Origin of the sequence: Cognatishimia sp. (assembly GCF_964229375.1) — a bacterium.
Classification (GTDB): Bacteria; Pseudomonadota; Alphaproteobacteria; order Rhodobacterales; family Rhodobacteraceae; genus Cognatishimia.
On sequence record NZ_CAXREH010000045.1, the window covers coordinates 1 to 12,659 of the forward strand.

Sequence of the window (12,659 nt, forward strand, 5' to 3'; positions counted from 1 at the left end):
GACTGTCATTGATCTGATCCGCAATGACATCGGGTTTGATGGTCTGCTGATGTGTGACGACCTGTCGATGGAAGCCCTGAGCGGCAGCGTTGAAGACAGGGCATCAGCAAGTCTTGCGGCTGGCTGCGACGTCATTTTGCATTGCAACGGTGACCTTGCCCAGATGTCGCAGGTCGCGACAACCGCTGGCCAGATGGAGGAGAAAGCTCAGGCGCGCGCGGTTCGGGCGCTGGCAGCACGCCGTCCTCGCGCAAAGGTTGACATCGGCGCTCTGACAGCCGAGCTTGACGCTTTGACACGCGGGTAGGGCATGAGCGACGACTTTGTAACCCAACTTCAAAACGATCGCGTGGCAGAGCGCGTTGCGGCGGAAACGCTGGTCGTTGACGTGGACGGGTTCGAAGGGCCGCTGGACGTTCTGTTGACCTTGTCTCGCACGCAAAAAGTCGATTTGCGCACGATTTCGATTCTCGAGCTGGCGCGTCAGTATCTGGCCTTTGTTGAAAAAGCCAAACAGATGCGGATCGAGCTTGCGGCGGATTATCTTGTTATGGCGGCCTGGCTCGCGTTCCTGAAATCACGTCTGCTGCTTCCGCCGGATCCCGAAGAAGAAGGGCCAAGCGGCGAAGAGTTGGCGGCGCATTTGGCGTTTCAACTCGAGCGATTGCAAGCGATGCGCGATTGCGCGGCGAAACTGATGGCGCGAGACCGGCTTGGGCGCGATTTTTTCGGGCGCGGGCTGACCGAGCAGGTCGAAACCAAGAAAACCATCACCTATACGGCCACGCTTTTGGATCTGATGCAGGGGTATGCGCGGATTCGGACCAAAGACGAGTTTCGCCCTTTCGTCATGGACCGCGACGCGGTGTTTACAATGGAGCAGGCGCTCGAGCGGATGCGCGGCATGATCGGATTTGCAGGCACCTGGACGGATATTCTGAGTTACTTGCCCGCTGGTTGGGAAAGCGACCCGCAAAAACGGCGCTCTGCGACGGCCGCGACCTTTGCCGCCTCGCTTGAATTGGCCAAAGAGGGCAAGGTTGAAATCCGGCAATCTGAAACCTTTGCGCCGATCCAGCTTCGCCGCCGAGAGATGTGACATGACAGACGAAACAGACACCCCAAGCATTGAAGAAAGCCTGTTTGAAGCCCCGCCTATGGGCGAACAGGAACGCATGGTCGAGGCGCTGTTGTTTGCGACCTCAAACCCTATGTCTGTTGCGCAGTTGAACGCACGGATGCCACACGGAAGCGATGCGGCGGAGGCACTTGGACATGTTGCCAAACGCTATGAGGGCAGGGGAGTTCGGTTGAACAAGATTGGGGACGCTTGGGCCTTTCGCACAGCGCCGGATCTTGGGTTTCTGCTGCAAAATGAACAGGTTGAGACGCGTAAACTGTCGCGCGCCGCGATTGAGACACTGGCGATCATTGCCTATCACCAGCCGGTGACGCGCGCCGAAATCGAAGAGATCCGTGGCGTGTCTGTCAGCCGTGGCACGGTAGATCAGCTGCTGGAAATGGAATGGATCCGTTTTGGGCGGCGCAAGATGACGCCTGGTCGGCCCGTGACCTTTGTTGTGACGCCCACGTTCCTGGATCACTTCGCACTTGAAAGTGCGCGCGATTTGCCAGGGCTGAAAGAGCTGCGCGCAGCGGGGCTTTTGGACAATCGCCCGCCTCCTGGGTCGGTGCCTTCTCCGGTCGAGCCGGAAGAGGAAGATCCTGACGTGAACCAATCCGAGATGTTTGAAGAATAGCGCCCTAAATTGGCCCGATTTCTCCGCTATGCCGTCTGGAGCAGCTTGGAGGAAACGCCATGGATCGCGTTCTGAATATGATTGTTCGACTTATCATGCGCCGTCTGATGCGGCAGGGCATGAACAAGGGGATCGACATGATGGCCCATCGTGGTGGGCCAATGTTTGACAAACGCCGCGCCAACGATGCCGTGCGCGTTGTGCGCCGTGCAGGTCGGCTCTAGTCAGACAGACTTGAAATGTTTGGACAATTTCAAACCTTGTCCCTGATAATTTGACGCGATTTCGCGACCGTAAAGCTGCTCAGGCAGCTCTGACATCTTTTCATAGACCAAGCGTCCCACGACCTGCCCATGTTCCAGCACAAAGGGCGCTTCGTGACAGCGTACTTCCAGAACACCGCGCGATCCTGCGCCGCCAGCCTCGGCGTGGCCAAAGCCCGGATCGAAAAATCCTGCATAATGCACCCGGAATTCTCCGACCATTGCGAGGAAAGGGGCCATCTCCGCCGCGTATTGTGGTGGAATTTGAACGGCTTCGCGGCTGACGAGAATATAGAACGCGCCGGGATCCAGGATGATCTGACCGTTGTCGCTGCGCACTTCTTCCCAAAATTCCGCAGGGTCGTAATGTCCGATATTGTCCAGATCAATGACGCCCGTATGCGGTTTTGCGCGATAGCCAACCAGCGTGCCCTCGGCAGGTTTCAGATCAACCGAAAAGCCCAGCCCTTCGTCAATCACCGCGTCTACGTCAACTAACGGGCTTTCTGCATGCAGTGCCCGCAGAGCGTCGTCAGACAGAACGGATTGATCGTCGCGGAATCGAATCTGGTTCAGCCGCATCCCCGGACGCACCAGTACAGAGAATGAGCGCGGACAGATTTCCGCATAGAGCGGGCCAGAATAGCCTGCTGGAATGCGGTCGAACTCTGTGCCTCCGTCTGTGATGGTGCGCGTCAACAGATCAAGGCGACCGGTAGAGGATTTCGCGTTCGCCACGGCGGTGATGCCATCAGGCAGGGCCAGATTTTCCATCAACGGCACCACATAGACGCAGCCCTTTTCCAGAACCGCGCCTTCTGACGTTAGATCAATGCGGTGCATCTCGAAATCTGTGAGCCGCTCGGCAACTGTTCGGCTTTCGCCCGCAAGGAAAGAAGCGCGCACGCGGTGGGCCACTTCTCCAAGTCGAAGGTCAAGGCTCGCCGGTTGAACCTGTCCCTCTATCAAGGGACGATCCAGCCTAATCTCGCCACTTTCGATCATCGTTTCAATGGCTTGGCTCGGCAAAACTCCGGGCATCACATCCTCCAGATACACAAAACGCCCGGGGCGAGCAGCACCCAGGCGATTTGTTTTGGTCGGGCTAGCAGGACTTGAACCTGCGACCTTCCGTCCCCCAGACGGACGCGCTACCAGGCTGCGCTATAGCCCGACGATGGTGTCGTACATAACGGTTTTGCCCGTGGGGGCAAGACCCAAATTCCCGGTTTTCTCTCACGAAGAACCTGCGGATTGATCTGTTGAAACAACAGACTTCAACGCCGCCAAAGATCGCGCCATTTCTGCGTGGTGCCGTGCGTCGATGTCTTGTGTTGTCATCAATGCTGCGATCAGTTTTTCCCGCATCGACCAGCTTTCCGCGACATCCGCCAATGGATTGCGCGGCACCGCGTTCTTTGGCTTTGGCGCAGGTGCCAGGTCTATGTTGGTGAAATCGCTGTCTGCATCCTCAGGCGAGTGCGCTTCGTCTGCGGCCTCGACATCGGTTGGCGGTGCGGCGGCCTCTGACTCTTGGGACTCTCGTGCGGTGGTGTCGACAGTAGCCTCTTCACCATCCTCTTCAGATGGGCCCGCAGTTTCACTCGCGACGATCTCGGAAATCTGTTCTTCCAACGGATCGACGTCCGGTTTTTCGATGGCTTCAGGCAGCTCGCGGGCAATGGTTGCTTCGATCGCTGCGGCCTCTGCCTCGTCGCGGTCCACTGGTTTGGACAGTGCAGAGATTTCTTTGATGCCCTTTTCCCGCAACAGCTTTTGCACGCCTTTGATGGTCATGCCATCGTCATGCAAAAGCTTTTTGATACCGCCCAAAAGCTGCATATCAGCAGGGCGATAGTACCGCCGTCCGCCAGCACGTTTCACCGGACGCACCTGAGAAAACTTGGATTCCCAAAACCTTAGGACGTGCGGCTGCGTATCCAACCACTCGGCAACTTCGCTAATCGTGCGAAAGGCATCTCTGGATTTGGGCATTTAAAGTCGGCTTACTTTTTGTTGCCAGCCGCGACGCGATCTTTCATCAGATGCGAGGGGCGGAACGTCAGAACCCGGCGTGGGTTGATCGGAACTTCCTGACCTGTCTTCGGGTTGCGGCCCACGCGTGCGGCTTTGTCGCGTACGCTGAACGTCCCGAAAGAAGAGATTTTGACCTGCTCGCCACGTACCAGCGCATCGGACATATATGTCAGAACACTTTCTACCAGCTGTGCCGAGTCATTGCGTGACAGACCGACCTCGCGGAACACCGCTTCGCTCAAATCCATCCGTGTCAAAGTATTCTCACTCATAATCAACCCCCGTTGTCACTTTCAGTCACATTACGTGAAGGGTTTTTTCCAAGTCAAGAACAATGACTTGGAAACAAGGGTTTAAGCAATTTTCCATCGAGAATTGGTTAACGTTACCACCGAATGACGGCAGATCCCCAGGCCAAACCACCGCCAATCGCCTCGGTGACCACGATATCGCCCGGTTTCATTTTGCCTTCGGCCTGTGCAACCGACATCGCAAGCGGAATAGAGGCCGCAGAGGTGTTGCCGTGATCCTGAACGGTGACAACCACGCGGTCCATCGGCATGTCCATTTTCTTGGCGATGCCTTTGATAATACGAATGTTTGCCTGATGCGGCACGACCCAGTCGACGTCGTCCGTGGTGATTCCAACCGCGTCCAAAGTGGTCTGCGTGGTTTTGGCGAGTTTCTCGACCGCATGGCGGAAAACTTCTTTGCCCTGCATGCGCAAAAAGCCCGTCGTACGCTGGGAAATGCCGCCATCCACGTAAAGGATGTCGCGATATCGGCCATCGGAATTCAGATCCGTCGCCAGTACGCCGCGATCCTCAGATGTGCCGGTTCCCTCTTGCGCTTCAAGGATCAGAGCCCCAGCTCCGTCGCCAAACAGCACACAGGTGCTGCGGTCGTTCCAGTCCATGATGCGCGAAAAGGTCTCTGACCCGATGACCAAAACGCGTTTGGCCTGGCCTGATACAACAAGGGCATTGGCGTTGGTCAATGCGAACACAAAGCCTGCGCATACGGCCTGAACGTCAAAGGCAAACCCTTTGGTCATGCCCAGATTGTTCTGCACCATGGTGGCCGCAGACGGAAAGGTCAGGTCGGCAGTTGAGGTCGCCAGAACGATGGCATCAATGTCGTCAGCCGTGAGGCCTGCGTTGTCCAAGGCCGCCTGCGCTGCTTTGGTCGCCAGATCTGAAGTGGTTTCATCGTCTGCCGCGAAATGGCGACGCTCGATTCCAGAGCGGCTTTTGATCCATTCGTCGGATGTATCCAGGGTTTTTTCGAACTCTGAATTGGGTACGATACGCTCGGGTAGGTAGTGACCGACCCCTCTCACGACAGCGCGTAATGTCATGTTTTATTTTCCGTTCTTCTCGCCTGTCCCTGCGTCATCTTGGGGGAGTTGCACAGTAGATGCAACCCGCGCCGCGAGCTTTTTCGAGAAACCAGATTGCGCAAGTACGAAGGCCAGTTTGACTGCCGCCGAGACACCTGTTGAGTCAGAGCTGCCGTGGGATTTGACCACGGTTCCATTCAGGCCCAGAAAGACACCACCGTTAACACGACGCGGGTCTATGCGTTTGGACAGGCGGCGCATGCTGGTATAGGCCAAGAGCGCTGCGATGCGAGAAAGAGGCGAGAATTTAAAGGCTTCGCGCAACAAGGATCCGATCAGACGCGCTGTGCCTTCGCCGGTTTTCAACGCAACGTTTCCGGTGAAACCGTCGGTGACAATCACATCTGCGGTGTTGCCCGGGATGTCGCCACCTTCAACAAAGCCGACGAATTCAAAGTTGGCATCCTCGGCACGTTCTGAAATCAGATCATGCGCGGCTTTTAGCTCGGCGCGACCCTTGTGCTCTTCGGTGCCGACGTTCAGCAAGCCGACGCGAGGCCGGTTCAGCTCCATTCCATTGCGTGCATACGACACGCCCATCAGCGCGAATTGCAGTAAGTCATGCTCGTCAGCGCGAATATCGGCGCCAACATCCAGCATGATGTTGAAACCCTGCGGGTTGCTGGACGGCCAGAGAATGGCGATGGCAGGGCGATTGATGCCAGGCAACTTGCGCAAACGCACCACCGACAGCATCATCAACGCACCGGTGTTGCCGCACGAGACGCAGACATCTGCTTCGCCCGCGCGCACGCTTTCAACAGCAGACCACATAGATGTGGATTTGCCGTGCCGCATCACCTGACTGGGTTTGTCATCCATCGTCACGACATCTGTCGCATCGCGGATTTCCACACGACCCTGCAGGTTCTTTTTGCGAGCGACCAGCTTTTTCAGCTCGTCCTTGGGGCCATGCAGAATAAATCCGATGTCCGGATTCTTTCTGGCGGAACGTGAAATGCCGGCAACAACTGTTGCCGGCCCCCGGTCGCCACCCATGGCGTCTACGGAAATGATGGTCCGCCCTGAACCCGCGTTCTTGTCTTCACTCAACACGGCCATAGCGGTCCTAAGTTCCGTTTATTTATGCCGCTTCGTCGTCCAGATCGATTTCGTCAGCCATTGCGACGACTTCGCGATCGTCATAGTGACCGCAGGACGCACAGACGTGGTGAGGACGTTTCAGTTCACCACAGTTTGGGCATTCGTTTGGATTTGCAGCAACCAATGCGTCATGCGCGCGACGGTTGTTGCGGCGTGATTTGGATACTTTATTCTGCTGGACAGCCATGTCGCAACCTATTCAATGCAAGGGGGCCCGAAAGCCCGATTTCTGAGCGTTCCGAGGCTTTACGATGATCGCTCCGCCAAGTCCAACGCTAAATTCCGATGAGCGCGCGAAAATAGTCAGAAATCCGCGCTGTGCAAGCATTATTTGTCGTCTTTGTTCGCAAGTTGATCGCGCAAGCCGGCAAGCCCGGCGAAAGGCCGTGCATCTTCGTCGCGCATAGGGGCGATTCCGGGTTCAGAAAAGACAGATTCGCCCAGATCGGCATCATCGGCGCGCGGATAAAGTGGCAAATTCAGCCCAATTTCCTCAAAAAGAATCTCTGACAGATCGATGGTTTCCCCCAAAGGATCCGCCGAATCCTCTTCGGTCATTTCATATTCTTCTTCGGTGGGGGCAGTGTAGTTGGCCACAAACACCCGCTCTACATCCGCCTCGATGCGGGTCGTCACCGGATCCAGCGACACGACACAAGCCTGCACTACAGTGACACCAAGGTGCCCTTTGACCGTCCAGTCACGCTTGCCGCGCGCTTTGATTTCGCCTTCAAACCGCAGTTTCTTCAGATCGAGGATATCCAGATCGCTCGCCAGCTCTTTCAGGGCAGCGGTTTCAGGGGCAATCTTGAAGAAAGTCGCCTTGTTCTGGGGCAACTCCGCAACAGCATAGGTGGTTTTTGCGGAATTCGATCCGGACATCTGCACTTTCCTTTTCGCAATTGAACCTTGATCCTTCATTCTCTTAGCCGATAAGTATCTCCTATCGCCAAGACAAGAGGGCAAGGGTGGCCAAAATGAAAAAACCAATGAAAGCGGCTGTTTTCGCTCTTTGTGTGCTGGGTGCTGGCTGTGCCGCGCAATACCGCAATCACGGCTATGTGCCAAGCGAGGCCGACCTGACCGAGGTCATCGTGGGCGTCGACACACGCGAAAGCGTCGCTGAAACGCTGGGTGCGCCAACCGCGGGCGGTGTGCTGGAAGAGGGCGGTTTTTATTATGTTCGCAGCCAGGTCCGCACAGTTGGCCCAAGCCGCCCGACCGAAGTCAGCCGCGAGCTGGTGGCGGTGACCTTTGATTCCGACGGGACCGTGGCCAATGTCGAGCGCTTTGGGCTTGATGACGGTCAGGTGGTGGTTCTGTCCCGTCGCGTGACGGACAATGGCTTGAACAATATCTCGTTCATTCGCCAGCTTCTGGGCAGCATCGGCAATTTTGACCCGAACGCGCTGCTTTAATCTGATCTGTCATTAACTTGTCATGGACACGTCCCTATATCGGTCTCGGTTAACGACATGAGGCCCGGTATGGCTGGCTTAATGAAGGCACGCTACGTTGCAGTGGTAGCACGGACCCAGAACGAGATAATCGCCGCACAACGGCTGCGCCATTTGGCCTTTAAGGGCTGTGACGGTTTAGACGCGGACGGGTTTGACGATCTTTGCACCCACATTCTGGTAAAAGACCGTAAAACCGACCAGCTGGTCTGTTGTTTCCGCTTTCTGCCGCTGAATTCCGGCAGCGACATCGCCAAGAGTTACTCTGCGCAGTATTACGAACTGAGTGCCTTGCAGGATTTTGAGGGCACAATGGTCGAGATGGGCCGCTTTTGCATTCACCCTGATGTCCAAGATCCCGACATTCTGCGCGTCGCATGGGCGGCGATGACGGCCTATGTCGATGATAACAATGTTGAATTGCTGTTTGGCTGCTCGTCGTTCAAGGGCACGGACGCCAAAGAGTATTTTGACGCCTTCGCCATGCTGCGCGACCGTCACATCGCACCAAAACGCTGGTTGCCACGGGTCAAAGCCCCCAATGTGTTCCGCTTTGCATCGCGTCTTCGGCGCAAACCTGATCTGAAACAGGCCCAATTGCGGATGCCGCCCTTGCTGCGGACTTACCTGATGATGGGCGGCTGGGTCAGCGATCATGCGGTTGTGGATGAACATATGAACACGCTGCATGTGTTCACCGGGCTTGAAATCAAAGCGATTCCACCGGCGCGAAAAAGGCTGTTGCGGGCAATGTCTGCCTAAGGTCGGTTGACCTCGCACAGAGGCCGCTTTAGCTGGTCGCTATGGCACGTATACCTCTTTTACAAATGAGTGACATTTCGCTGACCTTTGGCGGAGATCCTGTGTTTGATGGCTTGGATCTTGTGGTGCAACCGGGCGACCGGGTGGCGCTGGTCGGGCGCAATGGATCAGGCAAATCCACATTGATGAAAGTCATGGCAGGCTTGGTTGAGGCCGACAAAGGCGACATCGTTGTCCCACCGGGCGTGTCGGCGGGGTATATGGAGCAAGACCCGACCATGGAAGGCTTCGCCACCCTCGGCGACTTCGCGGCCTCGGCACTGGATCCGGGCGAGCTTTATAAGGTCGAGAGAGCCGGAGAGGGGCTCAAGTTTGATCCCGCGCGCTCGATTGAAACCGCCTCAGGCGGCGAACGCAGACGTGCAGCGCTGGCGAAACTGATGGCCGAAGCCCCAGAGTTGATGCTGCTTGACGAGCCAACGAACCACCTCGACATCGAGGCGATTGCTTGGTTGGAATCCGAGCTTAAAACCACGCGGGCAGGCTTTGTTCTGATCAGTCACGACCGTGCCTTCTTGCGTGAGTTGACCCGCGCAACGCTTTGGATTGACAGAGGAAAAGTGCGCCGCCAAGACAAAGGCTTTGCCGATTTCGAAGCCTGGCGCGATAAGACTTGGGAAGACGAAGACATCCAGCGCCACAAGCTGGATCGCAAGATCAAAGCCGAAGCACGTTGGGCCGTCGAAGGCATCAGCGCACGGCGCAAACGCAATCAGGGCCGCGTGCGCGCCCTGCAAGGGTTGCGTGCAGAACGCGCGGCACAGATCAAACGTCAGGGCTCTGCGGCCATGGATTTTCAGTCCGCGCCAAAGTCTGGCAAAAAGGTTTTCGAAGTCAAAGGCTTGGCCAAAGCCTTTGGCGACAAACCCATCGTGCGCAGCCTTGATCTGTTGGTGCAACGCGGCGATCGCATCGCCTTTGTTGGCCCCAATGGGGTTGGCAAAACCACCCTGATCAAAATGCTCATGGGACAAGAGTCCCCCGATGCAGGGACGGTGACATTGGGCACGAACCTGATGCCCGCGATTTTTGATCAGACCCGCGCCCAACTGGACCCCGACATGAGCCTTTGGGACAGTCTGACAGGCGATCCGGACATGCGGGTGTCTGGCAAAGCCGATCAGGTCATGGTGCGGGGCAATCCCAAACATGTGGTGGGGTACCTGAAAGAATTCCTGTTTGACGAACGTCAGGCCCGCGCGCCCGTGCGCTCTTTGTCTGGGGGCGAGAAGGCTCGCTTGCTTTTGGCCAAGCTCATGGCCAAGGAAAGCAACCTGCTTGTTTTGGACGAACCTACGAACGATCTGGATGTTGAAACTCTCGATCTGCTGCAGGAACTGCTGGATGACTACGACGGCACCGTCCTGTTGGTCAGCCACGACAGGGATTTTCTGGACCGCGTAGCCACCACAACCATTGCGATGGAAGGCAATGGAGAGGCGATCGTTTATGCCGGCGGATGGAGCGACTATCGCGTCCAACGAAAGGCAGATGCGCCTGAAAAGGAAGTGAAATCAAAGCCTAAGAAGGAAAAAGCCAAGGTTGAAAAGCCTCAGCAAGAGGGGCTGACCTTTGCCGAACAAAAACGCCTGGATGCGTTGCCCGGCGAAATCGACCGCCTGATGGCCGAGATCGCCAAGCTGGAAGAATTTATGTCAGATCCGGACCTATTCACGAAAGAGCCGGTGAAGTTCCAGAAAGCCACAGAGGCGCTGGTTGAACGCCAAACAGCCGTCGCTGCTGCCGAAGAAGAATGGATGACGTTGGAAGAGAAAGCAGAAGGCTAGCTGCTTTCTCTTGCCATAAATATCCAATTTCCTGCCGCCTCAACGAAAGGCACGCATTAAGGCGTTCACCGCATCCGCAACGCACCATCCAGGCGAATAACTTCGCCGTTCAAATATCCGCATTCCACGATAAAACCGGCCAACGAGGCGTATTCTGACGGCTCGCCCAAACGGGGCGGGCAGGTGACGTCAGCGGCCAGACCGTCCATGATCTCTTGCCCCAAACCGATCAGCATCGGGGTTTTAAAGATACCCGGCGCAATGGCCATCACGCGGATTCCCTGTTTGGACAGATCCCGCGCCATAGGAAGCGACAGACCAACGATGCCCCCCTTAGAGGCGGCATAAGCAGCCTGACCTTTTTGCCCATCCATTGCTGCAATCGAGGCCGTATTGATAATAACGCCGCGCGCGCCATCAGGTTCCGGCGTGTTGCGTGCCATCGCTTCAGACGCCAGGCGGGCGACGTTGAAGCTGCCAACCAGATTGATGTCGATCACTTTTTGAAACATCGCCAGATCATGTGGGCCGTCACGCCCCAGGGTCTTGGCTGCAGGGGCAATGCCTGCGCAATTCACGGCCGCTGTCACGGACCCCATGCGCTCGGTGGCAAAGCCAATCGCCGCCTTGACGGATGCCTCGTCGGTCACATCGGTTTCGATGAAATACCCGCCAATGTCGCTGGCGACGGACTGGCCTCGCTCAATGTCGCGATCCAAGATCGTGACCTGCGCGCCCTGAGCTGCGAAATGGCGAGCGGTGGCTTCGCCCAGTCCCGAGGCAGCACCTGTGATGACAGCGGTTGTGGTGGCAAGTTTCATGTCAGGCTCCGTTAGTGAATTTCGCCTTGTCCCTAACCTGAGGCATCAATCGCGTCCAATGTGACCGCGCGTCGAAATAAAAAAGAGCGCCCAAGGGCGCTCTTCTCTATGGGATTTTTCCAAGCTTAGTCAGACAATTGCACCAAGGCGTGGCGTTTCTTGCCTGCGCTGAGTTTGATGGGCGAGGCCAGATCGTCGGCTGTGAACACGCGACCAGCCTCTGTCAGCGGCTGATCGTCCAGTTTCGCACCGTTTTCTGCAATCAACCGTTTTGCCTCTTTGCCCGATTTGGCCAGACCCGACTTCACAATCAACTGCACAACCGAGATTCCGTCCCCAATGTCACCCGAGGTCAAAGACAATGTCGGCAGATCCGCGCCCACGCCGCCTTTCTCAAAAACCTCTCGCGCCGTGGCCTCGGCGGCCTTCGCAGCATCCGCGCCGTGGCACAGGGTCGTGACCTCATTGGCCAAAATGATCTTGGCTTCGTTGATCTCGGATCCAGCCAACGCGCCCAAACGGTCGCATTCATCAACCGGCAGTTCGGTGTACAGCTTCAGGAAACGGCCCACGTCCGCATCCGTCGAATTGCGCCAGAATTGCCAAAACTCATATGGGCTGAGCATATCAGCATTCAGCCACATGGCACCGCCCTGACTCTTGCCCATCTTCTTGCCATCTGAGGTTGTCAGCAACGGCGACGTCAGGCCATAGATTTGCTTGTCGATCACGCGACGCGTCAAATCGATACCGTTGACGATATTGCCCCACTGATCACTGCCGCCCATCTGCAGCAAACAGTCATAACGACGGTTCAGTTCGAGAAAGTCATAAGCCTGCAGGATCATATAGTTGAACTCAAGAAAGCTCAGGCTTTGTTCACGATCCAAACGCGATTTCACGGACTCAAAGCTAAGCATCCGGTTGACAGAGAAGTGGCGGCCAATGTCGCGCAGAAATTCCAGATAGTTCAGATCGTCCAGCCATTCTGCGTTGTTCAGCATCAAAGCGTCGGAAGGGCCATCGCCATAGGTCAGGTATTTGGCAAATACCTGCTTCATGCCCGAGATATTGGCGTCGATCTGTTCAGGACCCAGTAAGGGGCGTTCGTCAGATCGGAACGATGGATCGCCAACTTTGGTCGTGCCGCCGCCCATCAAAGTGATCGGTCGATGCCCGGTTTTCTGCAGCCAGCGCAGCATCATGATG

General features: G+C 56.4%; 16 protein-coding genes and 1 tRNA gene. 7 read left to right on the forward strand and 10 right to left on the reverse strand.

The features are described from left to right. The 4 genes from ACEQWH_RS03385 to ACEQWH_RS03400 form a co-directional block, all read left to right on the forward strand. Positions 1–307, forward strand: a 307-nt coding sequence (locus tag ACEQWH_RS03385; protein ID WP_370228306.1) for a glycoside hydrolase family 3 N-terminal domain-containing protein, incomplete at its 5' end; no start/stop codon positions are given. Between the two features lie 3 nt (positions 308–310). Continuing rightward, positions 311–1,099 carry a ScpA family protein gene (locus tag ACEQWH_RS03390; protein WP_370228307.1) on the forward strand — a complete coding sequence of 263 codons (789 nt, stop codon included), beginning with the start codon at positions 311–313 and terminating at the stop codon, positions 1,097–1,099. A 1-nt stretch (position 1,100) separates the two neighbouring features. Further along, complete coding sequence (gene scpB, locus ACEQWH_RS03395) at positions 1,101–1,760, forward strand: SMC-Scp complex subunit ScpB (RefSeq protein WP_370228308.1); 660 nt, start codon at positions 1,101–1,103, stop codon at positions 1,758–1,760. A gap of 59 nt (positions 1,761–1,819) precedes the next feature. Next, positions 1,820–1,984 carry a hypothetical protein gene (locus ACEQWH_RS03400; RefSeq protein ID WP_370228309.1) on the forward strand — a complete coding sequence of 55 codons (165 nt, stop codon included), beginning with the start codon at positions 1,820–1,822 and terminating at the stop codon, positions 1,982–1,984. Here ACEQWH_RS03400 and ACEQWH_RS03405 read toward each other — a convergent pair whose 3' ends face one another. The 8 genes from ACEQWH_RS03405 to ACEQWH_RS03440 form a co-directional block, all read right to left on the reverse strand. Beyond that, a complete protein-coding gene (locus ACEQWH_RS03405) occupies positions 1,985–3,064 on the reverse strand; it encodes a 2'-deoxycytidine 5'-triphosphate deaminase (RefSeq protein WP_370228310.1) in 1,080 nt (359 codons plus the stop codon). A gap of 56 nt (positions 3,065–3,120) precedes the next feature. Next, a tRNA-Pro gene (locus ACEQWH_RS03410) sits at positions 3,121–3,197 on the reverse strand. 62 nt (positions 3,198–3,259) lie between these two features. After that, positions 3,260–4,018, reverse strand: a complete 759-nt coding sequence (locus ACEQWH_RS03415; RefSeq protein WP_370228311.1) for a MerR family transcriptional regulator — start codon at positions 4,016–4,018, stop codon at positions 3,260–3,262. A gap of 11 nt (positions 4,019–4,029) precedes the next feature. Next, positions 4,030–4,332: an integration host factor subunit alpha gene (gene ihfA, locus ACEQWH_RS03420; RefSeq protein ID WP_370228312.1), complete on the reverse strand. Its 303-nt coding sequence runs from the start codon at positions 4,330–4,332 to the stop codon at positions 4,030–4,032. A 113-nt stretch (positions 4,333–4,445) separates the two neighbouring features. After that, a complete protein-coding gene (locus ACEQWH_RS03425) occupies positions 4,446–5,417 on the reverse strand; it encodes a beta-ketoacyl-ACP synthase III (RefSeq protein ID WP_370228313.1) in 972 nt (323 codons plus the stop codon). Positions 5,418–5,420: 3 nt separating this feature from the next. Continuing rightward, on the reverse strand, positions 5,421–6,521 hold the full coding sequence (gene plsX / locus ACEQWH_RS03430; RefSeq protein WP_370228314.1) for a phosphate acyltransferase PlsX: 1,101 nt from the start codon (positions 6,519–6,521) through the stop codon (positions 5,421–5,423). 22 nt (positions 6,522–6,543) lie between these two features. Further along, entirely contained in the window at positions 6,544–6,750 is a 207-nt protein-coding gene (gene rpmF, locus ACEQWH_RS03435; RefSeq protein WP_209356247.1) for a 50S ribosomal protein L32, read from the reverse strand. A 140-nt stretch (positions 6,751–6,890) separates the two neighbouring features. Beyond that, on the reverse strand, positions 6,891–7,445 hold the full coding sequence (locus tag ACEQWH_RS03440; RefSeq protein ID WP_370228315.1) for a DUF177 domain-containing protein: 555 nt from the start codon (positions 7,443–7,445) through the stop codon (positions 6,891–6,893). 95 nt (positions 7,446–7,540) lie between these two features. Here ACEQWH_RS03440 and ACEQWH_RS03445 point away from each other — a divergent pair, with 95 nt between their 5' ends. The 3 genes from ACEQWH_RS03445 (at position 7,541) to ACEQWH_RS03455 (ending at position 10,629) form a co-directional block, all read left to right on the forward strand. Then, the gene (locus ACEQWH_RS03445; protein WP_370228316.1) at positions 7,541–7,981 is read left to right on the forward strand and encodes an outer membrane protein assembly factor BamE; all 441 of its coding nucleotides are present in this window, start codon (positions 7,541–7,543) and stop codon (positions 7,979–7,981) included. Between the two features lie 69 nt (positions 7,982–8,050). Then, positions 8,051–8,782: a GNAT family N-acetyltransferase gene (locus ACEQWH_RS03450; protein ID WP_370228317.1), complete on the forward strand. Its 732-nt coding sequence runs from the start codon at positions 8,051–8,053 to the stop codon at positions 8,780–8,782. 41 nt (positions 8,783–8,823) lie between these two features. After that, entirely contained in the window at positions 8,824–10,629 is a 1,806-nt protein-coding gene (locus tag ACEQWH_RS03455) for an ABC-F family ATP-binding cassette domain-containing protein (protein ID WP_370228318.1), read from the forward strand. Between the two features lie 65 nt (positions 10,630–10,694). On the opposite strand, the gene ACEQWH_RS03460 is transcribed toward ACEQWH_RS03455, so the two are convergent. Both ACEQWH_RS03460 and tyrS read right to left on the reverse strand, forming a co-directional pair. Then, on the reverse strand, positions 10,695–11,450 hold the full coding sequence (locus ACEQWH_RS03460) for an SDR family NAD(P)-dependent oxidoreductase (RefSeq protein WP_370228319.1): 756 nt from the start codon (positions 11,448–11,450) through the stop codon (positions 10,695–10,697). A 125-nt stretch (positions 11,451–11,575) separates the two neighbouring features. Next, the coding region (gene tyrS, locus ACEQWH_RS03465) for a tyrosine--tRNA ligase (RefSeq protein ID WP_370228320.1) at positions 11,576–12,659 on the reverse strand (1,084 nt) is incomplete at its 5' end.

Coding starts and splice junctions, on each gene's coding strand:
- ACEQWH_RS03460 (WP_370228319.1), bottom strand. CDS start 11,450: ATGAAACTTGCCACCACAACCGCTGTCATCACAGGTGCTGCCTCGGGA.
- scpB (WP_370228308.1), top strand. CDS start 1,101: ATGACAGACGAAACAGACACCCCAAGCATTGAAGAAAGCCTGTTTGAA.
- ACEQWH_RS03455 (WP_370228318.1), top strand. CDS start 8,824: ATGGCACGTATACCTCTTTTACAAATGAGTGACATTTCGCTGACCTTT.
- rpmF (WP_209356247.1), bottom strand. CDS start 6,750: ATGGCTGTCCAGCAGAATAAAGTATCCAAATCACGCCGCAACAACCGT.
- ACEQWH_RS03450 (WP_370228317.1), top strand. CDS start 8,051: ATGGCTGGCTTAATGAAGGCACGCTACGTTGCAGTGGTAGCACGGACC.
- plsX (WP_370228314.1), bottom strand. CDS start 6,521: ATGGCCGTGTTGAGTGAAGACAAGAACGCGGGTTCAGGGCGGACCATC.
- ihfA (WP_370228312.1), bottom strand. CDS start 4,332: ATGAGTGAGAATACTTTGACACGGATGGATTTGAGCGAAGCGGTGTTC.
- ACEQWH_RS03405 (WP_370228310.1), bottom strand. CDS start 3,064: ATGCCCGGAGTTTTGCCGAGCCAAGCCATTGAAACGATGATCGAAAGT.
- ACEQWH_RS03390 (WP_370228307.1), top strand. CDS start 311: ATGAGCGACGACTTTGTAACCCAACTTCAAAACGATCGCGTGGCAGAG.
- ACEQWH_RS03400 (WP_370228309.1), top strand. CDS start 1,820: ATGGATCGCGTTCTGAATATGATTGTTCGACTTATCATGCGCCGTCTG.
- ACEQWH_RS03445 (WP_370228316.1), top strand. CDS start 7,541: ATGAAAAAACCAATGAAAGCGGCTGTTTTCGCTCTTTGTGTGCTGGGT.
- ACEQWH_RS03425 (WP_370228313.1), bottom strand. CDS start 5,417: ATGACATTACGCGCTGTCGTGAGAGGGGTCGGTCACTACCTACCCGAG.
- ACEQWH_RS03415 (WP_370228311.1), bottom strand. CDS start 4,018: ATGCCCAAATCCAGAGATGCCTTTCGCACGATTAGCGAAGTTGCCGAG.
- ACEQWH_RS03440 (WP_370228315.1), bottom strand. CDS start 7,445: ATGTCCGGATCGAATTCCGCAAAAACCACCTATGCTGTTGCGGAGTTG.